At 76.1% G+C, this 20,467-nt stretch carries 13 protein-coding genes and 1 tRNA gene; 5 read left to right on the forward strand and 9 right to left on the reverse strand.

Annotated features, from left to right (window positions below; all coding sequences use genetic code 11):
* Positions 1 to 29 precede the first annotated feature (29 nt).
* The 4 genes from ACFSBI_RS01455 to ACFSBI_RS01470 form a co-directional block, all read right to left on the reverse strand.
* On the reverse strand, positions 30 to 824 hold the full coding sequence (locus ACFSBI_RS01455; protein ID WP_377931410.1) for a carbon-nitrogen hydrolase family protein: 795 nt from the start codon (positions 822 to 824) through the stop codon (positions 30 to 32).
* 172 nt (positions 825 to 996) lie between these two features.
* Positions 997 to 1,073, reverse strand: a tRNA-Met gene (locus ACFSBI_RS01460).
* 40 nt (positions 1,074 to 1,113) lie between these two features.
* Complete coding sequence (locus ACFSBI_RS01465) at positions 1,114 to 4,122, reverse strand: UPF0182 family membrane protein (protein WP_377931411.1); 3,009 nt, start codon at positions 4,120 to 4,122, stop codon at positions 1,114 to 1,116.
* The gene (locus ACFSBI_RS01470) at positions 4,119 to 5,228 is read right to left on the reverse strand and encodes a YlbL family protein (protein ID WP_377931412.1); all 1,110 of its coding nucleotides are present in this window, start codon (positions 5,226 to 5,228) and stop codon (positions 4,119 to 4,121) included. The genes ACFSBI_RS01465 and ACFSBI_RS01470 overlap by 4 nt, the downstream gene beginning before the upstream one ends.
* Before the next feature lie 20 nt (positions 5,229 to 5,248).
* Between ACFSBI_RS01470 and ACFSBI_RS01475 the strand changes: the two genes are divergently transcribed.
* Positions 5,249 to 6,586: a zinc-dependent metalloprotease gene (locus tag ACFSBI_RS01475; RefSeq protein ID WP_377931413.1), complete on the forward strand. Its 1,338-nt coding sequence runs from the start codon at positions 5,249 to 5,251 to the stop codon at positions 6,584 to 6,586.
* 774 nt (positions 6,587 to 7,360) lie between these two features.
* Here the strand turns inward: ACFSBI_RS01475 and ACFSBI_RS01480 are convergent.
* Both ACFSBI_RS01480 and nudC read right to left on the reverse strand, forming a co-directional pair.
* On the reverse strand, positions 7,361 to 9,118 hold the full coding sequence (locus tag ACFSBI_RS01480; protein WP_377931683.1) for an ATP-dependent helicase: 1,758 nt from the start codon (positions 9,116 to 9,118) through the stop codon (positions 7,361 to 7,363).
* Positions 9,112 to 10,056, reverse strand: coding sequence for an NAD(+) diphosphatase (nudC, locus tag ACFSBI_RS01485; RefSeq protein WP_377931414.1), 945 nt, complete (start codon positions 10,054 to 10,056; stop codon positions 9,112 to 9,114). Before nudC ends, ACFSBI_RS01480 begins: the two co-directional genes overlap by 7 nt.
* Before the next feature lie 81 nt (positions 10,057 to 10,137).
* Here nudC and ACFSBI_RS01490 point away from each other — a divergent pair, with 81 nt between their 5' ends.
* The gene (locus ACFSBI_RS01490) at positions 10,138 to 11,175 is read left to right on the forward strand and encodes a phosphotransferase (RefSeq protein WP_377931415.1); all 1,038 of its coding nucleotides are present in this window, start codon (positions 10,138 to 10,140) and stop codon (positions 11,173 to 11,175) included.
* Here the strand turns inward: ACFSBI_RS01490 and ACFSBI_RS01495 are convergent.
* Both ACFSBI_RS01495 and ACFSBI_RS01500 read right to left on the reverse strand, forming a co-directional pair.
* On the reverse strand, positions 11,124 to 14,306 hold the full coding sequence (locus tag ACFSBI_RS01495; protein ID WP_377931416.1) for a UvrD-helicase domain-containing protein: 3,183 nt from the start codon (positions 14,304 to 14,306) through the stop codon (positions 11,124 to 11,126). The two genes, ACFSBI_RS01490 and ACFSBI_RS01495, sit on opposite strands and share 52 nt — an antisense overlap.
* On the reverse strand, positions 14,299 to 17,337 hold the full coding sequence (locus ACFSBI_RS01500; RefSeq protein WP_377931417.1) for a PD-(D/E)XK nuclease family protein: 3,039 nt from the start codon (positions 17,335 to 17,337) through the stop codon (positions 14,299 to 14,301). The genes ACFSBI_RS01495 and ACFSBI_RS01500 overlap by 8 nt, the downstream gene beginning before the upstream one ends.
* Positions 17,338 to 17,440: 103 nt before the next feature.
* On the opposite strand from ACFSBI_RS01500, the gene ACFSBI_RS01505 reads away from it, so the two are divergent.
* Complete coding sequence (locus tag ACFSBI_RS01505) at positions 17,441 to 17,665, forward strand: DUF3107 domain-containing protein (RefSeq protein ID WP_377931418.1); 225 nt, start codon at positions 17,441 to 17,443, stop codon at positions 17,663 to 17,665.
* Positions 17,666 to 17,669: 4 nt separating this feature from the next.
* On the forward strand, positions 17,670 to 17,951 hold the full coding sequence (locus tag ACFSBI_RS01510; RefSeq protein ID WP_377931419.1) for a hypothetical protein: 282 nt from the start codon (positions 17,670 to 17,672) through the stop codon (positions 17,949 to 17,951).
* 173 nt (positions 17,952 to 18,124) lie between these two features.
* Here the strand turns inward: ACFSBI_RS01510 and ACFSBI_RS01515 are convergent, their stop codons facing one another.
* Positions 18,125 to 18,781 carry a ferritin-like fold-containing protein gene (locus ACFSBI_RS01515; protein ID WP_377931420.1) on the reverse strand — a complete coding sequence of 219 codons (657 nt, stop codon included), beginning with the start codon at positions 18,779 to 18,781 and terminating at the stop codon, positions 18,125 to 18,127.
* 232 nt (positions 18,782 to 19,013) lie between these two features.
* Here ACFSBI_RS01515 and ACFSBI_RS01520 point away from each other — a divergent pair, with 232 nt between their 5' ends.
* The gene (locus ACFSBI_RS01520; RefSeq protein WP_377931421.1) at positions 19,014 to 20,456 is read left to right on the forward strand and encodes a DEAD/DEAH box helicase; all 1,443 of its coding nucleotides are present in this window, start codon (positions 19,014 to 19,016) and stop codon (positions 20,454 to 20,456) included.
* Positions 20,457 to 20,467 lie beyond the last annotated feature (11 nt).

Below are 20,467 nucleotides of genomic sequence, written 5' to 3' on the forward strand. Positions count from 1 at the left end.
CGTCGCGACGCGGGTGCGGGCCGCGGCGCTCAGCCCCGCGGCACCACCGTGTAGCGCCGCAGCGCGAGCGCGGGGTTCGCGGCCCGCACCTCGCGGATCCGCTCGGGGTCGAGGTCCGCGACCGCCACGCCCGGCTCCTCCCCCAGCTCGGCGAGCACGTCGCCGGCCGGGTCGAGCACCAGGCTCGTGCCGATGCCGGCCGGCGGCACCTGTCCGGCAGCCGCGACGAAGGCCGTGTTCTCGATCGCTCGAGCGCTCACCAGCGTCCGCCAGTGGTGCGCCTTCCGGGGACCGGGCACCCAGTCGGCCGGCACGAGCACCAGGTCGACGCCGGCGTCGGCGAGCAGCCGGGTGACCTCCGGGAAGCGCAGGTCGTAGCAGGTCTGCAGCCCGACGCGGAGGCCGTCGACGACGAAGGTCTGCGGCGGCTGCAGCACGCCCGGCTCGACGAACCGGCTCTCCGTCGCCCCGAACGCGTCGTACAGGTGCGTCTTGCGGTAGACGGCGACGACGCCCGCGCCGTCGACGGCGACCGCCGCATTTCGGAACCGCGCGCCGGCTCCCGTCTCGACGAGGCCGAACGCGACGGTCGCACCCGTCGTCGCGGCGACGTCGCGGACGCCGTCCACGAACGGCCCGTCGAGCGGCTGCGCGTGCGCCGCGAACCCCGGCCCCATGGGGTCGGTGAAGTACGAGGCGTACTCGGGCAGCACCACGAGGCGCGCGCCGTCGTCCGCGGCCCGGCGGACGAGCCCGGTCGCCGTCCGCAGGTTCGCGGCGACGTCGTCGCCCGGCCCGAACTGCCCAACCGCGACCCGCACCACGGTCCCGAGGCTAGGCGGTCCGCGAGCGGCGGAGCCCGTACGTGCGGCCCTCAGGTGCAGTTGCGGCGGCACGGGTCACGGCAACTGCACCTGAGCGCCGCAGATGCGCGGTCGGAACTCCGCCGACACGAAGAAGGCCCGGATCCGACGAGGATCCGGGCCTTCTGCTTCGTGGTTGCGGGGGCAGGATTTGAACCTACGACCTCTGGGTTATGAGCCCAGCGAGCTACCGAACTGCTCCACCCCGCGTCGCAGGAGCAACGCTACCACGGGGGCGGAGCCGCTCGGTTCAGCCGCCGGCGCGGATGGCCCGCTCGAGGGCGCTCTGCAGGGCCTCGTCCTGACGGGCGGCCTCGACGAGGTCCCCGTCCGCGTAGGCCTGCTGGCGGGCCTGCAGCGCCTTGTTGGCGTCCTGCAGGGCCTGCTGGAGCGCGGCGTTGTCGGTCGAGCCGGAACCGGAACCGGAGCCGGAACCCGACCCGGAGCCGGAGCCCGAGCCCGAGCCGCCGCCCGTGCTCGGCGTGCCCGTGCTCCCGCCCGAGCCGTTGCCGCTGTCGGGGGTGCTCGTGCCGGAGTCGCCGCCGAACAGGGCGTTCAGCGACTCGTCCAGGGTGTCGCCGATCTGCACGTTGTCGCCGAACGCCGTCAGCACCTTCCGCAGCAGCGGGTAGGTCGAGCCGGACGCCGACTGCACGTAGACGGGCTGCACGTAGAGCAGGCCGCCGCCGACGGGGATCGTCAGCAGGTTGCCCGGGATCGTGTTGGACCCGCCGCTGCCGCCGACGTTCAGGAGCGCCAGCTGGTTCCGGATCGTCGCGTCCGACTGGAACTGGCCCTGCACCTGCGACGGCCCGAGCACGGTGGTGTCCGGCGGCAGCACCAGCAGGCGCAGCTTGCCGTAGTCGGCCCGCTTCTGCCCCTGCGTCGACCCCGCGTCCGCGTCCGCGGCGAGGTACCCCGTGAGGCGGCCGCGGGTGTCCTGATCCGTGGTCGTCTGCGCCGGGATGTACGTCGTGTACAGGGAGAAGGTCGAGCCGGACTGCCCCGGCAGCCTCAGCGTCAGGTAGTACGGCGGCTGCAGCGTCGAGGGCCCGCTGTTCGCGTTCGGGTCGACGTTCGTGCCCGCCGCCGCCGCGGCGGCGGCGTTCCCGTTGGTGTTCCGCGCCGACGGGTCGGGCGGGGTCCGCCACTGGTCGTCGGCCGTGTACCAGGACACCGGGTCGGTGACGTGGTAGCGCTCGAGCACCGAGCGCTGCACGCGGAACAGGTCCTCCGGGTAGCGCACGTGGCTCATCAGCTCGCCGCTCATCTGCGACAGCGGCTGCACCGTGTCGGGGAAGACGCTGCGCCAGGCCTTCAGCACCGGGTCGTTCGCGTCCCACGCGTAGAGCGTGACCTTGCCCGTGTAGGCGTCGACGGTGGCCTTCACCGAGTTGCGGATGTAGTTCACCTGGTCGGTGACGTAGCTCGGTGTCGCGGTGTTGCTGTTCTGCAGGGCCTGGGAGAGGCTCGTCTGCGCGCTGTACGGGTACGAGCTCGCCGTCGTGTAGCCGTCGACGATCCAGACGATCCGGCCGTCGACCACCGAGGGGTAGGGGTCGTTGTCGATCGTCAGGTAGGGCGCGACCTTCTGCACGCGGGTGACCGGGTTGCGGTCGTACAGGATCTGCGACTGCGAGTTCACGCCGTCGGTCGACAGCAGGATCTGGTCGGAGGAGAACTTCAGCGCGTAGACGAGGCGGTTGAACCAGTTGCCGACGCTCGGCCCGCCGTTCCCGTCGTAGGTGTTGTTCTGCTGCGTCTCGCCCCCGGTGCCGCCCGCGTAGTCGAGCTCGATCGGGCGGGTGCCCTTCGGCGCGCCGACGACGGAGAACCGCGGCGAGTTCTCACCGAAGTAGATGCGGGGCTGCTGGATGTCGAGGTCGCCCGTGGTGGGGATGTTCGACTCGAAGAACTCCGGCGAGCCGTTGCCGGAGCGCTGGTTGCCGTAGGCGGCGACCAGGCCGTAGCCGTGCGTGTAGACGAAGGCGTCGTTGAACGGGGTCGGGTTCGGCACGCCCTGCTGGTAGAGCTCGCGCACCGCCACGACCGCGTCCCGGCTCTCGCCGTCGATCGTGTAGCGGTCGACGTCGAGCTGCTGGGGGAAGCGGTAGTACTGCCGGAACTGCTGCAGCTGGTCGAAGGTGCGGCCGACGACGTCCGGGTCGATGATGCGGATGTTCGCCGTCGTCGTCGCGTCCTGGCGGAGCGCCCCGGGCTGCGCGTCCGTCTTCGCGTCGTACGGGATCTCCGTCACGTCGTTGATGCCGAACGCGGTGCGCGTGCTCCCGATCGCCCGTTCGATGTAGGGCTGCTCCAGCTGCCGCTCGTTCGGCCGCACCTGCAGGTTGAACATCGCCCACGGGAAGATCGAGCCGACGACGATCGAGGACACGACGAGCAGCGCGGAGCCGATCAGCGGCAGGCGCCACCGCCCGACCGCCGCGGTCACGATGAAGAGCGCGGCGACGAGCACCGCGATGACGGCGAGGATCAGCCGGCCGGGGATCACCGCGTTCACGTCCGCGTACGCGCCGCCGGTGATCCGGCCGCCGGTCGCCGGCTCGTAGAGCGTCGTGAACTGGTCGATGAAGAGGCTGACCGCCTGCAGCAGCACGAACACCGCCACCGTCACGGCGATCTGCACCCGCGCGGCGCGCGAGACCCGGATGTCGCGGCCGACGACCCGCACGGCGCCGTAGAGGTAGCTGGTCGCCACCACCGCGATGATCGAGACCACGAGGACGGCGGAGGCGAAGCCGACGATGCCGTGCAGCGCGGGCAGGACGAACAGGTAGAAGCCGATGTCCAGCCCGAACTGCGGGTCGGTGCGCCCGACCGGCTGCGAGTGCAGCAGCAGCAGCACGGGCTGCCAGCGCGCGGCGGCGGAGACGCCCGCGAACAGGCCGATCACCGCGGGCACGCCGAACATCACGAACCGGCGCAGCGGCTCGATCACCTGCTGGTAGCGGTCGAGCTGCGCGGTCAGCTTCGCGTACACGGGACGCAGCCGGTACGCCAGCTGGATCGTCACCGCGACGGGCACGGCCATGCCGAGGAACCCGATCACGAAGAGCAGCGAGATGGTCAGCCACTCCGTGTAGAGGACCGATTGGAACCCGAGCTGGCCGAACCAGAGCGCGTCCGCGTAGAGCCCCGCGAAGAGGAAGAACCCGATGAGGATGACCACCACAACGCCGAGGGTGATCGCGAGAGCCGCGCGCCTGCGTCGTGCCGGCGCTGGTGCTGGCGTCGTCACCCGGCCGAGGATACCGGCGCCGAGCAGGTCGGGAGGCCCTGCGCGGAACCCCGCTCGCGCACGTGCTCGAGCGCGTCCAAGGCGCCCGCGAGGGTCTTCACAGGCACCACATCGAGGCCTGCGGGCACGTGCCCGGCGACCTCGTCGCAGTTGCCCTCCGGCGCGAGGAACAGCGTCGCGCCGGCGGCTCTCGCGGCGGCCATCTTCTGGCGGATCCCGCCGATCGGGCCGACGGCGCCGTCGCCGCAGATGGTGCCCGTGCCCGCGACGTGCCGGCCGCCGGTCAGCGAGCCGGGCGTCAGCTTGTCGATCACGCCGAGCGCGAACATCATCCCGGCCGACGGACCGCCCACGTCCTCGATGCGGATGTCGACCTCGAACGGGAAGTCGAACGACGCGGTCGTCGCGACGCCGAGCAGCGGCCGCGTCGAGCCGTCGGAGAGCGGCACGGCGCGCGGCTCGACCTCGAGCGTGCGGCGGGCGCCGTCGCGCTCGACCACGATGCTGGAGCGGCGGGTCCCGCCCGCGATCACGTCGTTCTGCAGGGCGCAGGAGTCGTCGACCGCCTCGCCGTCGTAGGACACCACGACGTCACCGGGCTCGAGCACGCCCGCGGCGGCGGTGCCGCGACCGACCGTCGCGATCCGCACGTCGCCCTCGACGCGGTCGCCGAGCTGCGTCAGCGCGGCCGCGACGGCGCTGCGCTGGCTCGCGGTCATGTCCGCGGCGCTCTGCTGCTCGTTCTGCTTCAGCGTCGTGCCCGCCGGGAAGACCGACTCGAGCGGCACCACGGCCTGAGTCGGGTTGACCCAGGCCAGCGCCAGGTCGATCCAGGAGGGACCGCCGGACGGGCTGCCCAGCACCGAGACGGTCAGGAGGTCGAGCCGGCCCTTCCCCGTCGGGTACGTCGTCTCCTCGGGGATCGAGATCAGCGGCCGCCGGTCCTTCCCGGTGCCGGAGGCGCCGAGCACGTCGAAGACGGGCCCCGGCCGCTCCACGGCGTAGGGCGACGGCAGGAGGGCGACGACGAGGACCGCGACCACGGCGCCGACGGCCGTGATGCCGCGCCACGGCAGCGGGCGGCGGGAGGAGCGGGGCGCGCGCATGGATCGCCTAGCGTAGGCGCATGGTCGATGAGCCGGACGACCGCGAGCCGGACCTGCAGGAGATGCTCCGACGCATGCTGTCCGGCGGCACCCCGCCCGACACCGCTGCGCTCGCCAAGGCGATGGGCCTGCCGGGCGGCGCCTCCGCGCTGGAGCAGCTGATGGCGCAGCTGCGCCAGTCGATGTCGCAGCCCGACGGGCGCATCGACTGGGGCATCGCGACCGAGCAGGCCGCCGCGGCGGCGGGCGCGGGCGCCCTGTCGGCGACCGACCGGCAGGTCGACGAGGTGCGCCAGGCGTTCACGGTCGCGCAGCTCTGGCTGGACGAGTCGACGTCGTTCGAGACGCTGCCCGAGTCGCCGACCGCGATGACCCGCACGGAGTGGGTGCGCGCCACGATGCCCTTCTGGGTGCAGCTGGCCGAGCCGGTCGCGATCCGCATCGCCGAGTCGCTGTCGACGATCTTCACCGACCGGATCCCGCCGGAGATCGCCGGGGAGCTCGCCGCCCGCATGCCCGACGCCGGCCGGATGCTGCGGCAGGTGTGCGGCACGATCTTCGCCGCGCAGCTCGGCGCGGTGGTCGGGGGGCTCGCGTCCGAGGTGGTCTCGGGCGGCGACGTCGGCGTCCCGCTGCTGCCGGACGGCCGCGCGGCGCTGCTGCCGCAGAACCTCGACGCGTTCGCCGAGGGCCTCGACATCGACCTGCAGCAGGTCGCCCTGCACCTGGCGGTCCGCGAGCTGGCGCACGCGCGGCTGTTCCGCAACGCCCGCTGGCTGCGCCTGCAGCTGACGAGCACGATCCGCGACTTCGCCGAGGACCTCGGCGTCGACGTCGACCAGGTGGAGCGCTTCGCGGAGGGCTTCGACCCGACCGACACCGAGCGCCTCAAGGAGGCGTTCTCCTCCGGCGAGCTGATCCCGCCGAAGACGCCCACGCAGGAGGCGGCGCTGGCCCGGCTCGAGACGACGCTGGCGCTCGTCGAGGGCTGGGTCGACGTGGTCACCGCCGATGCGACGAAGCGGCTGCCGAAGGCGGACGCGATCGCCGAGACGGTGCGGCGCCGGCGGGCGACCGGCGGCCCCGGCGAGCAGGCGTTCGCCTCGCTCGTCGGCCTGGAGCTCCGCCCGCGCCGGCTGCGCGAGGCCGCGTCGATGTGGCGCACCGTCACCGACGCCGTCGGCGCGGAGGCGCGGGACGCGCTCTGGTCGCACCCGGACCTGCTGCCGACGGCGGCCGACGTCGACGACCCGGCGGCGCTCGTCGCCCGCCTGACCGGGGGCGAGCCGCCGAAGGACGACGTCGACCGCGAGCTGGAGGACCTCCTCCGCGGCGAGGAGCCCCCTCCCCCGGTCTGATCCGGTCGTGCCCGTCCCGGGCGCCGGCCTGTGGACGGCTGCCAGCGCGGCGACGGGTCGAGGGGCACCATGCCCGCGTGCTCAGGATCGATCCCGCCGTCCGTCCGCTCTGGCGCTCGGTCGACGCCGTGCAGTTCGGCGACGACCCCGTCGTCGCCGTGCTCGACCCGGTGCCGCCCGGCGGCGACCGGCTGCTCGCGGCGCTCGTGCGGGGCATCGACCGGGCCGGCCTCGACGCCGAGGCCGCCGACGCGGGCATCGACCCGGCCGCGGTGGCCGCGCTGCGGCGCGCGGTCGCGCCGGCCCTCGCGGTCGCGCAGCCCCTCGACGCCGGCCTCCGGGTCGGCCTCGAGGGGCCGCCCGACCTCGTCCGCGCGCTCGGCCCGCTCCTCGCCCTCGAGGAGGCGGCGGAGCCGCAGCTGGTCGTCCTCGCCGCCCACCACCTGGTCGCGCCGGCGGCGAGCGTCCGCCACCTGCGGGAGGACCGGCCGCACCTCGCGGTCGTCTTCGGGGACCAGGCCGTCACGATCGGGCCCCTCGTCGTGCCCGGGACGAGCCCCTGCCTGCACTGCGCCGAGCTGCACCGGCTCGAGGAGCCGGGCCGCCGCGCCGTCGGCGCGCAGCTGCTGCGCCGCGACCGGTCGCGCACCGCCGGGGCGCTGCCCGTCCGGCTGCGGGCCGCCCTCGTCCTGACCGAGGTGCTCGCCCTCGCCCGGGCCGGCGCACCGACCCGGCTGGAGGGCGCCGCGCTGCGGCTGACCCCCGACGGCCCGGTCAGCCGGCTGCCGCGGCCCTGGCACGAGCGGTGCCCGTGCCGCTGGGACCGGGCGTCTGCCGGGTCCCCGGCGGCGCCAGCTCCGCGAGGAACCGCGACGCCCGTCGCTCCCCCGGCCGGGGCGCCGCGCTCCGCGCCCACGACAGCCGCAGCCGGTCCCGCGCCCGCGTGACGCCGACGTAGAGCAGCCGGCGCTCCTCCTCCAGCTCCGCGGGCGTGCGGGCGTAGGCGATCGGCAGCAGCCCCTCCGAGCAGCCCACGAGGAAGACGACCGGCCACTCCAGGCCCTTCGCGGCGTGCAGGGTGAGCAGCGTGACCGCCGCCCGCGGCGGCTCGTGCTGGGCGGCGGCCCGCTCGGCGAGGTCGGCGACGAACGCCGGCAGCGCCGTGCCGGGCGGCGCCTGCTCCGCGAGGGTGCCGAGCGCGTCGAGCAGCTCCCACTGCGTGCGCTGCTCCCCGGGTCCCTCCGGCGCGTGGTGCGTGTGCCCGAGCTGGCGGAGCGCGTCGCTCACCGTCTTCACGAGCGGCTCCTCGACGCGCGCCGCGACCGCCGCGCGCAGCAGCTCCACGGCCTTGCGCACCACCGGCTGCTCGAAGTAGCGGGTGGAGCGCCCGGTCGTCACCGGCACGCCCGCGCCGGTCAGCGCCTGCTCCAGCAGCGCCGTCTGCGCGTTGATCCGCACCAGCACCGCCACGTCCGCCGGTGGGGTCCCGCCGGCGAGCTGCGCGGCGACCGCCTGGGCGACCCCCTGCGCCTCCTCCGCGTCCGACCCGAACGCGCGCACCTGCACCGCCGGGTCGCGCGGATCCGCCGCGCGGCGCACGGCGGTCAGGGTCAGCGCCCCGCGGCGCCCGGTCATCAGGGCGTTCGCGCTCCTGACCACGCCGTCGACCGAGCGGTAGTTGTGCTCCAGCCGCACCACGGTGGCGCCCGGCCGCTCGCCGAACCGCAGCAGGTGATCCGCCTGCGCACCCGCGAAGGAGTAGATCGTCTGGCTCGCGTCGCCGACCACGCAGACGTCGCGGTGCTCCCCGAGCCACGCCGTCAGCAGCGCCTGCTGGGCGGGCGACACGTCCTGGTACTCGTCGACCGTGAAGAACCGGTACTGCTCGCGCACCTCGGTGGCGACCTGCGGCTCGCTCTCGATCATGCCGGCCGTCGCGAGCAGCACGTCCTCGAAGTCGATCAGCCGCTGCTCGTCCTTCAGCGTCTCGTACAGCTGCTGCAGCCGGACCATCGCGTCCACGTCGACCCCGTCGGGCAGCGCCCGCGACGCGGCGGCCGCCGCGTACTCGTCGAAGCCCATCGCGCTCGCCTTGCGGTACTCGATCTCCGAGGCGGCGTCCTTCAGGCCCGCGGGCGGCAGCCCGAGCCGCAGCACCTCCGCCGCCCGGGCGACCACCCGCGCCTTCGAGTCGAGCACCGACGGCGCGGGCGTGCCGATCACCTGCGGCCAGAAGTGGTTCAGCTGGGCGAGCGCCGCGGAGTGGAACGTGCGCGCGGCGATGCCGGGCGCCCCGAGCGCCGCGAGCCGGGAGCGCAGCTCGGCCGCGGCGCGGGTCGTGAAGGTGAGCGCCATCACCCGCTTCGGCGGGAAGACCCCGGTCGCGACGCCGTAGGCGATCCGGTGCGTGATGGTCCGGGTCTTGCCCGTGCCGGCTCCCGCGAGCACGCACACGGGGCCCGCGAGCGCCTCCGCGGCGACGCGCTGCTGGTCGTCCAGCGCGTCGAGCAGTCGCTCCGCCTCGGTCACCAGCCGCCCGGGAGCGGAGCCCCGTACCAGTGCTCGATGATCGCGCGGGCGATCGACGTGCGGCCCGGCAGGCGCACGCGGGTCCCGAGCGCGGCGACCAGATCGTCCCGGCTCCAGAAGCGGGCCTCGCGGATCTCGACGCCGTCGACGACCGGGTCGACGCGGCCGCCCGGCAGGGTGCGGGCGAGGAAGCCGATCATCACGCTCGCGGGGAACGGCCACGGCTGCGAGCCGAGGTAGACGCACTCCCCCACGTCGACGGACGTCTCCTCCGCGGTCTCGCGCCGCACCGCCGCCTCGAAGGACTCCCCCGGCTCCACGAAGCCGGCGAGCACCGACCAGCGGTCCTCGGGCCACGCCAGGTTCGACGCGAGCAGCAGCCGGTCCTGCTCGTCGACCACGCCCATGATCACGGCCGGGTCGGTGCGCGGGAAGACGTGCTCGCCGCTCGCCTCGTCCTCGAAGCCGGCCGGGTGCCGGACCCAGCCGCCCCGAGCGGGCGCGGTGGGGTGGCCGGTGCGGGGCGAGAAGCCGGACGCGGCGTGCCAGTTCGCGAGCCCCAGCAGCTCCGCGAAGACGCCGGCGTCGCGGTCGCCGAGCCCGTCCCCGTCGAGCCGGAGGTCCGCCCAGGCCGCGTCGGGGAAGGCGGACTCGTCCTTCACGACGGCGCCGAGCACCGCCGCGCCCGCCGCCAGCTCCGGATCGCCCGGCAGCGCCCGGCCGAGGCGGAGCAGCAGCGCGTCCGCCGGCACCCGGTCGGCCGGCAGGTAGGCCAGGCGCACCGGGTCGCCGGGCGCGCGCAGCGCCCGCCGCGCGGCCAGCACGACGACCCGGGTCGACGGGTCCGCGAGCGCCTCGTCGATCGCGACGTCCCGGTCCGCCGCGGCGCGGTCGATGCCGCTGCGGCCGAGGACGAGCCGCTCCTCGAAGTCCGACCTCATCGCCCGCACCACCCCTCCCGGCCCCCGGACACGCCGGTCCGCCCGGAGCCGCCGCTCGCCCCCCGACCTAGCCTGGCCGGCATGCCCAGGCACCGTTTCACCCTAGCCGCGCTCGCCACGCTGGCCGTGCCCGGGCTCGACGTGGCGGTCACCCGCACGTTCACGGGCGGCGGCGACGGGCAGTACGACGCCGCCCTGATCACCGACGCGCTCGGCAGCCACTTCATCGTGCGCGCTCCCGTCGACCGCTCGTCCGCGGAGCGCCTGGAGGCCGAGGAGCGGGCGCTCGGCGCCCTGACGTCGGGAGCCCGGGCCCGCCTGCCCTTCGACGCGCCGACCGTCGTCGGCGTGCTGCCGAAGCCCCGGACCGTCGTCGGCGGCTACATCGAAGGGGTCCGGCTGCAGCCCCCGGTGGTGCGGCCCGACGGCCCGCTCGCCGGCTCGGTGGGGCGCGCCCTCGCCGCCGTGCACGACCTGCCGGCCGCCGTCGTCGCGGACGCGGGGCTGCCCGTGGCGAGCGCCGCGGACTGCGCACGCGCGGTCGACGAGCTGGTGCGCCGGGCCGACTCCTGCGGCGACGTCCCGCTCGAGCTGGTGGGGCGCTGGTCGGCGGCCGCGGCGGACCCCGCCCTGTGGCGGTTCCGCCCCACCGTCGTCCACGGCGCGATGGGGGCGGAGTGCGTGCTCGTGGACCGCGAGGGCGAGCGGGTCACGGGGCTGCTCGGCTGGGGCTTGCTGGCCGTCGGCGACCCCGCCCGCGACCTCGCCTGGGCCCTCGGCCTGCCGGAGCCCGGCGCACCCGCCGCGGTGCTCGGCGCCTACGCGGCGGCCCGCCCCCAGGAGCACGACCCGGCGCTGGCGCAGCGGGCGCTGCTCTACGCCGAGCTCGAGCTGGTCCGCTGGCTGCTGCACGGCCTCGAGCGCCGGGACCCGGTGGTCGTGGAGGACGCCGTGCAGATGCTCGAGGCGCTGCTCGCCTCGGTCCTCGAGCACACCGCGGGGTCGCTCGGGCACGACCGCATGCCGCCCCTGACGGTGGCCGAGGTCGAGCGGATGCTCGCGGCCCGTCACGCCGCGCCGCTCGCCGCCCAGGCCTCGAGCAGCTCCTCCTCGGAGTAGAGCCGCTCGGGCCGCACGACCCGGTCGTGCGCGATGTAGTAGAACGCCGCGTCGACCGACTCCGGGTCGAGGCCCTCCCGCTGCGCGTAGGCGAACCGGTAGAGCGCCAGCTGGTACTGCTTCAGCTCCGCGTCGGCGCGCGTGGCCGGCGGCGCGCCGGTCTTCCAGTCGACGATCTCGACCCGGTCGCCGCGGCGGTAGACCGCGTCGATCTTGCAGATCAGGATGCGGCCGGCGAAGGGCACCTGGATCTCGGTCTCGACCTCCAGCGGCTCGAGCCCGCCCCACTCGCTCGCCTCGAAGGTCGCCTGCAGCACGTCGAGGCCGGGCACGTCGTCGCCCTGCTGCAGCTCGTCGTCGCCGCCGAGGAGCCCGGCGTCCACGACCTCGGCCGACCCCGCCACGCCCGCCCGGTGCTCGACCCAGGCGTGGAAGACCGTGCCGAGCCGGGTCGCCCGGTAGGGCCGCTCCGGCATCGGTCGCCGCACCCGGTCGACCACCGCGGCCGCGTCGTCGACGTAGTCCTTGAACCGGGACGCCGGGATCCGGTCGGGCAGGCGGGTCGCGGGGCCGCGCTCGCGCCGCGCCCGCTCGGCGAGCAGCACGTCGACCGTCTCCGCCCAGGCCCCGCCGTCCCCGGTCGCCTCCCGCACCGCGGCCGCCGCGTCCTCCACCGCCGCGCGCCGGCCGCCCAGCGGATCGGCCGGCCAGCGGAAGGTCGCGGCCGGGGTGCCCTCCGGCGCGGTGTCCGACTCCGGGGCCTCCGGCGGCGCGGGCACCACGCCCGCCTCGACGAGGTCGGTCAGGAACGGGGACGGGCGGCGCCACCGGGTCTGCGTCGCCCAGAAGGAGCCGGTCACGAGCAGCCGGTGGCGGGCGCGGGTGACGGCGACGTAGGCGAGCCGCCGCTCCTCCGCGCCGAGCATCGCGCCGACGGCGGCCTTGAAGCGGGCGAGCTCGGTCTTCAGCGCCTTCCGGTCGGCGAGCCCGCGCCACGCCAGCTCGGGCAGCTCGGCCGCGTCGCCGCGGAAGGGCCACGGCAGCACGCCGGGCGACAGCCAGCCCTTCGTGCCGCTCTGCGGCTTGGCCGGCAGCTCGTCGGCGACGAGCCGCGGCACCGCGACGACGTCCCACTCGAGGCCCTTGGACCCGTGGACGGTCAGCACCTGCACGGTCCCGGGCTCGGGCGGCTCGGGCCGCGGCGACAGGTCCTCCTTCTGCTCCGCGGTCTGCAGCCAGCCGAGGAAGCCGCCGAGCGTCGCCGACTCCGCGACCGCGAGGTAGCCGGCGACGGCCTCCTCGAAGGCGTGGAGCGGAGCCGGTCCGCCTCGGCGCTCGTTCGCCGCGACCTCGATGTCGAGCCGCAGCGCCTCGACGACCAGCCGGATGAAGGAGGCGAGGTCGCCGCCGGCGCGGAGGCGGAGGCCGGCGAACAGCCGCCCCGCGTCGGTGAGGCGCGCGAGGCCCTCGTCCGTGAAGCCGCGGATCGCGCCGTGCCCGCGCCGCCGCGCGAGGAAGTCGAGGGCGTCGACGATGGAGGCGGCCTCGCCCTCCGCCAACGAGCGCTGCAGCGCCTCGGCCACGGCGGGCTGCAGCCGCTGCTCGCGCGGGTCGTGGGTCTCGAGCCAGCGGGCGAGGCCCTGCAGCGCCTGCAGGTCGGCGGGGCCGATGCGCCAGCGGCCGCCCGCGAGCAGCCGGAGCAGCTCCTGCCCCGCCCCCGCGTCGTGCACGACGCGCAGGGCGGCCACGAGGTCCATCACCTCCGGCTCGAGGAGCAGCCCGCCGACGCCCAGCACGTGGTAGCGGACCCCGGCCCGCCGGAAGGCGGCGAGGAACTCCGGCAGCGTCCGGCGCGCCCGCAGCAGCATCGCCGCCGACGGCGGCGACCCCGCCGGCACCGCGAGCCGCTCGGCGAACCAGGCCGCCACGTGATCCGCCTCGTCCGTCAGCGTCTCGCCGAACCACGAGTCGACCGGCTCGGCCGAGGCGACCGGCGAGGCCTCCAGCCGCTGCACCTCCACGCGGGACGCGGCGGTCAGCGGGTCGGCGATCGCGTTCGCGGCCGCGAGGATCGCGGTGCCGTTGCGCCAGCTGGTGCTGAGGGCGTGCACCGGCACCGCGGCGGCACCGGCCCCGCCCTCGGCGCGCGACGCGCCGAAGGCGGCCGCGAAGCCCTCGAGGTTGGCGGCCGAGGCCCCGCGCCAGCCGTAGATGGACTGGTGCGGGTCCCCGACCGCCATCACCGCCCCGCCCCCGAACAGCCGGGCGAGCAGCCGCGTCTGCACCACCGACGTGTCCTGGTACTCGTCGAGCAGCACGACCCGGTGCCGACGCCGCAGCTCGGCGACGACGTCGGGCGCCGCGTCCGTGATCTCGAGCCCCAGCGCGACCTGGTCGCTGAACTGCACGGCGCCGGCCGCGCGCTTCGCGGCCCGGAAGGCGTCGACCAGGTCGAGCAGCACCGGCAGCGTCTCCGCCGGCGCGAGCGCGTCGGCGACGTCGGTCCGCAGCTCGTGGCGCGCCCAGGGCAGCGCGGCGATCGCGGCGCCGTACGCGTCGGCGAACGCGCGCACGTCGCCCGTGTCCGCGGCGTGCTCCCCCACGCCGTTCGCCAGCGCGAGCACCAGCTCGGTGATGCGGTCGGCGCCGAGGTCGAGGGCGCCGAGGCGGTCGTCCTCGTGCTCGAGCACCGTGCGGCGCGCGAGCTGCCACGCCGACGCGTCGCCGAGGACGACGCCGTCCGCGTCGCGGCCGATGCGGACCGCGTGGTCGCGGTACAGGCCGTTGGCGAAGGCGTTGTAGGTCGAGACGACGGGCGGGTCGAACGGGTCGTACCCCGCGGCGAGCCCGGCCGCGGCGAGCCCGCGCAGCCGGTCGCGGATGCGCTCCGCCAGCTCGGACGCCGCCTTGCGGGTGAAGGTGAGGCCGAGCACCTGCGGCGCCTCGACGAGCCCGTTCGCGAGCAGCCAGAGCACGCGCATCGCCATCGTCTCGGTCTTGCCGCTGCCGGCGCCCGCGACGACGAGCGCCGGCCCGAGCGGCGACTCGATCACGCGGCGCTGCTGCTCGGTCGGCGGGTGCAGCCCCAGCCGCTCCGCGATCCGCGCCGCCGGCACCCGCGCCTCAGCCACCGCACACCTCCGGCACCCGCAGCAGCCACGGCTTGAAGGGGCTCTGCCCGTGCCGCAGCTGCGGTTCCACCGCGCCCTCGAAGGACGCCCCCGCCATCCCCTCGGCCGCCTCGCGCAGCCGCCGCCGCAGCTCCCCCGCGCGGCTCTCGTCGAGCGCGTCCTGCGCGAGCCAGTCGAACGGCTGCTGCGTCGTCATCCGCACGTACAGGAGGGCCGCGCCGGCCGACGGCGGCGCGGCGGGCACGTCGGGCACGGCCCCGCTCGCGAGCGCGAGCTGGTAGACGCCCAGCTGCGCGTGCTCGGGCAGGTCCTTCCTCGCGACCCGGCCGCTGCCGGTCTTCAGGTCGACGACGCGCAGCGCGCCGGCCGCGTCCTGCTCGAGCCGGTCGATCGACCCGCGGGCGAGCGCTCGGCCCTCGCGGAACTCGAAGCGGGTCTCGCCGCCGACGAGCGCCCAGCCCTCGGCCGCGCTGCGCGCCAGGTAGCGGGCGATCGCGCCGACCATCCGGTCGGCCAGGCGGCGCTCGCGCGCGGCGATCCACGCCGCCTCGAAGTCCAGCTCGCGCCACCGCCCCTCGAGCGCGGCGAGCATGGCGGCCTCGTCCGGCTCGGCGGCCGTCTCCATCACCCAGTGGAGCATCGTGCCGACCGCGCTCGACAGGAGGGCCTCGCCGCCGCCCACCCGCTCCGCGAACCAGTCGAGCGGGCTCTCCTCGAACCGCTCCAGCTTCGAGGGCGACACCGGCACCGCCTCGTCGGGGTCGGGCTGCAGCGGCGCCGTCGTCGTCGGCGGCGCGAGGCCCCACCACTGCTCGGGGGCGGCGCCCGGCACCTCGGCCTCGTCGAGCCGGGCGAGCGCTGCAGCGGCGTCCCCGCGGCCGGCGTCGTCGCCCGCCACGAGCGCGCGGCGGAGGTGGCCGACGAGCGGCCGCAGCGCGTTCGGCGGCGCGGCGAGCGCGTCGGGCGCCGGCCCGTCGGCGAGCCCGAGGAGCACGCTCGGCGCCTCGTCGTCGTTCGCGACCGCGGCGAGCACGAGCCGGCGGCGCGCCCGCGAGGCGGCGAGCGCGAAGAGCCGCAGCTCGTCCGACAGCACCGCGCGGCGCTCGTCCGCGGACCGCGCCTCCCGGCCGTCCAGCGCGGCGGCGAGGTCGGCCGGGCCGAGCAGCGACCCGCGGGGCCGGAGGTTCGGCCAGACCCCGTCCTGCAGCCCCGCGACCACCACGGTGTCGAACTCGAGGCCGGCGGCGCCCACCGGCGTCGTCACGAGCACGCCCTCGCGGGCGCCGCGCGGGGCGAGGGAGTCCTCGGCGACGTCCGCCGCGAGCTGCCCGGAGACGAAGACCGCGGCCGGGTCGAGCGGCGCACGCTCCGCCGCCCGCGCCGCCGCCGCGAAGAGCGCGACGACGCCGTCGAGGTCGCGGTTCGCCTCCGCGGAGGCGACGCCCTCGGCCAGCGCGCGCTCGCGCCACGGGCCGGCGAGCCCGCTCGCCTCCCAGACGAGCCAGAGCAGCTCCTCCGCGCTCGCCCCGGCGCCGTCCGCCGCGCGCACGGCCGCCATCGTCTCCGCGAGCCGCGCCGCCCGGCGTCCGTTCGGGATCGTCGCGAGCCGCTCCGGCGCACCGAGCGCGTCCACGAGCAGCTCGCCGGCGCTCCTGGCGCCGCCGCCGCCCAGCTCCTCGACGCGCAGCGACAGGCGGAGGCGGCGCAGGGCCAGCCGGTCCAGGCCGCAGCACGGCCCCGTCACCAGCTCCGTGGCGGCCTCGGGGGTCAGCGGCTGCAGCCCGAGCGCCAGCGCGACGACCTGCAGCAGGGCCCGGGGCGCGCGCTCGCCGGGCCCGGTCGCTGCGGCGTCCGTCGTCACGGCCGGGACGCCCGCGATCTCGAGGGCCCGCGCGAGGGGCTCGACCTGGGCGCCCGAGCGCACGATCACGGCCTGGTCCGCGAAGGGCACGTCGTGCTCGAGGTGGCGGGCGCGCAGCAGGTGCGCGATCCGCTGCGCGAGCTCGCCCGGGCCCGTCGCCTCCACCGCGAGCACCGGCTCCCCGCCCGGCTCGACCGCCGTCGCGGTGCGCTGGGTGCCCGCGAGCGCCGTGCCGATGCGCTCGGTGACGCCGCGGACGAAGCCGCGCAGCGACTCCGGCTGCCGGTGCACGGTGCCGAGCCGCAGCCGGTGCGCGCCCGGCAGGCCGAGGCGCTCGCCGAACCGGCCGAGCAGGTCGGGCTCGCCGCCGCGGAACGTGTCGGCGGCGACGTCCGGGTCGCCGAGCGCGACGACGGCGCACCCCCGGGCGGCGAGCGCGGCGAGCAGGCCCACCGTCGAGGCGGTCGCGTCCTGCAGGTCGTCGACGACGACGAGCCGCAGGCGCCCGGCGACCTCGCCCGCCTCGCCGCGATCGATCGCCGCGGCTGCGAGGGCGACGAGCTCGGTGGAGTCGTAGCCGTCGGGGTGCGTGCTCTGCAGCACCTCGAGGTACTCCTCGAGGAAGCGGCCGGCCGCGGTCCAGGCGGGCCGGTCGCGCTGCTCGCCGAGGCGCCGGATCCCCTCGGGGCCCGCGCCGCGCTCCGTGGCGCGGGCCGCCAGCTCGCGCAGCTCGCTCCGAAACGCCCGGGTGGCGCGGACCTCGGGCCCGAGGGTGTCCGGCCAGGTCGTCCGCGGGTCCTCGAGCAGGTCCGCGAGCAGCCGGTCCTGCTCCGCGCCCGCGAGCAGCACCGGGGCGGGCCGGCCGTCGGCGATCGCGCTGCGGCGGGCGACGTCGAACGCCAGGGACGCGGCGGTGCGGGCCATCGGGCCGGACACGGGCCGGCCGACCTCGAGCAGCAGCCGGTCCCGCAGCCGCGCCGCCTGGGTGCGGCGGGGCGCGATCAGCAGCGCCTCCTCCGGGAGCAGGCGCCCGCTGCGGACGCGGTCCGCGATCAGCGCGACGGCGGTCGAGGTCTTGCCCGTGCCGGGCGCGCCGAGCACGGCCGCGGAGGCGCCGTCGGGCAGGTCGAGCACCGCGCGCTGGTCGGGGTCGGCCGTCCGTTCGCTCACGGCGGCAGACGGTAGGCGGCTGCTCCGACAGCGGTTCGCGATACTGGAGGCGGCCCCTCGTCGGACGATCGGGGGCCGATCCGACAAGAAGGGGGCGTCACCCATGGAGGTGCGCATCGGCATCCAGAACTCGCCGCGGGAGCTCGGCTTCGAGAGCGCGGAGTCGCCCGCGGCCGTGCAGAAGACCGTGGCGGACGCGATCGAGAAGGGGGCGTCGCACTTCTCCCTCACGGACGAGAACGGGCGGCTCTACCTGGTCCCGACGGCGACGCTCGCCTACGTCGAGGTCGGCAGCGAGCGCACCCGCAGGGTCGGCTTCGTCGCCTGAGCGCATGCAGCTGATCTACGCCGAGTCGGCCGCGATCCTGCTCGGCTTCGCGCTGCACGGGCTGCTGCCCGGACGCGCGTTCTCGGGCGTGCTGCTGCTGCCCGCCGTCGCCGGGGCCGCGTGCGCGATCGTCTGGGTCGCCCTGACCTGGGCGGGCGTCGGCGAGGGCCTCTTGATCTGGGCGGCCTCGCTCGGCGCGGCCGTGCTGTCCGCCGCAGGCCTCGGCGTGCCGCTGCGCCGCTCCCGCCGGCGGACCGAGCAGGAGCGGCTGGCCGCCGTCGCCTGACCTCCGCTCCGCCCGCCCGCACCGTCCGTCGCCGAGCCCTTCAGCAGGAACCGGGAGCATCAGCAGGAACCAGGCGGCTCCACGTTCCTGCTGAAGGTCGTGGTTCCTGCTGAAGCGCTCCGGCGCGGAGGCCGACGGCCCGGAGGCGGAGGGCCGGCGGCGGAGCGGCGGACCTATGCGGTGAGGCCGAGCGCGTCCATGCGGCGCGAGTGCGCGGCGATCAGGTCGTTCAGCACGGGCTCGACCCGGCGCTCGTCGGTGGTCGTGGGCTCGCCGTGCTCGTCGCGGGCGTCCGCGAGCGCTCCGCGCGCGACGAGGAGGGTGTCCCCGACCAGCCGCCGGCCCCACAGCGCGAGGCGGGACGCGAGCCGCTTGTCGGCCGCGATCCCGGCCCGGAGGATCCGGACGAGGGCGTCGTGACCGATGTCGGCCTCGAGCAGCCGGGACACCTCGGGCCCCTCGGGCGACGGCATCCCGGCGGCGAACGCGGCGAAGAAGTCGTCGAGCAGCCCGGTCGTGAGGTGCAGCGTGAGCACCGACTCGTGCCAGCCCGCCTCGCCGAGGCGCCGCCCGTAGCGGTCGATCTCGGCGGAGTAGGGGTGCATCGCGAGCGCCGACCCGAGGCCGCGGGCCTCGAGCATCGCGACCACCGCGCCGTGCTGCTCGAGGAGGGCGCGGGCGACGCCGGTCACCGCCTCGCGGTCCGCGAGGTCGGTCGCGCGGCCGGCGACCGAGGACGCCGCCTCGAAGAACGCGAGGCGCAGGTAGGCGATGCGGCCGAGCAGCGCCTCGGGGTCGGGCCGGAGGTCCGACAGCGCGATGCGCTCCACGCGCGGAGCGGCCCCGCGCCGTGGCCGCGGGGCCTGCGGGCGCCCTCGTCCCGGCCACTTCACGCCGTCAGCGTAGCGGCAGCGGTAGGCTCTGCCCCGGGCCGCGCCATCGGAGCGCGCCCACCGCGCCGGTCAGGGCAGCACGATCTCGGCGTGGATCCCATCCCGCGCCGTGCGCTCCTCGCTTCCCGGAGGCGGCGGAGGCGGCGCGCCGAACGACAGGCACATCCCTTTGACCTTCGCTGAACTCGGCGTCGACCAGGACATGGTCGACGTCCTCGCCGCCAAGGGCATCACCGAGCCCTTCCCCATCCAGAGCCAGACCATCCCGCTCGGCCTCACCGGGCAGGACATCATCGGCCAGGCCAAGACCGGCACGGGCAAGACCCTCGGCTTCGGCATCCCGATCATCCAGCGCCTCGGCCTCGAGCCCGCGCCCGGCGTGCAGGTGCTCGTCGTCGTGCCGACCCGCGAGCTGTGCGTGCAGGTCGCGGAGGACCTGGAGCTCGCGACCTCCGCCCGGGCCACCAAGGTGGCCGCGATCTACGGCGGCAAGGCCTACGAGGGCCAGATCGCCGCGCTGAAGGACGGCGCCCAGATCGTGGTCGGCACGCCCGGCCGCCTGCTCGACCTCGCCGGCCAGCGCCTGCTCAGCCTCTCCGACGTGCGCGAGATGGTGCTCGACGAGGCGGACAAGATGCTCGACCTCGGCTTCCTGCCCGACATCGAGAAGCTGTTCGCGCAGACGCCGGCGACGCGGCACACGATGCTGTTCTCCGCCACGATGCCCGGCCCGATCATCGCGCTCGCCCGCCGCTTCATGAACCGCCCGGTGCACATCCGCGCGTCCGACCCGGACGAGGGCGTCACCCAGGCGAACATCCGCCACCTCGTCTACCGGGCGCACTCGCTCGACAAGGACGAGGTCGTCTCCCGGATCCTGCAGGCCGAGGGCCGCGGCAAGACCGTGATCTTCACCCGCACCAAGCGGGCCGCCGCCCGCCTGCAGGAGGAGCTGACCGACCGCGGGTTCGACGCGGCGGCCGTGCACGGCGACCTCGGCCAGGACCAGCGCGAGCGGGCGATGAACTCGTTCCGCTCGGGCAAGAAGGACGTGCTGATCGCCACCGACGTCGCCGCCCGCGGCATCGACGTCGACGACGTGACGCACGTCATCAACCACACGATCCCGGAGGACGCGGACGCGTACCTGCACCGCGCGGGCCGCACCGGCCGGGCGGGCCGCACCGGCACGGCCGTGACCTTCGTCGACTGGGACGACCTGCACAAGTGGGCCCTGATCGACAAGGCGCTCGAGTTCGGGCGGCCGGAGCCGGTCGAGACCTACTCGTCCTCCCCGCACCTGTACGCCGACCTCGGCATCCCGGAGGGGACGAAGGGTCGGCTGCGCCGCGCCGCGCCCGCCCCGCACGCCCGGGAGACGGCCGCACCGACCGAGCAGGGCGAGCGCCGCAGCCGCAACCGCTCGCGCACCCGCCGCACCGCGGACGACGCCGGCGCGGGCTCTGAGCCGCAGGCCCCGGCCGAGTCGCCGGAGGAGTCGGGGACGCCGCACGAGGAGCACGTGCCCGGCTCGGGCGCGCACGACGGCGCGGGCCGTCCGCGCCGTCGTCGCCGCCGTCGCGGCTCGCGACCCGCGACGCCCTCCGCCTGACCCGCGGGTCG

The organism is Amnibacterium endophyticum (assembly GCF_042680685.1).
Taxonomy (GTDB): Bacteria; Actinomycetota; Actinomycetes; order Actinomycetales; family Microbacteriaceae; genus Amnibacterium; species Amnibacterium endophyticum.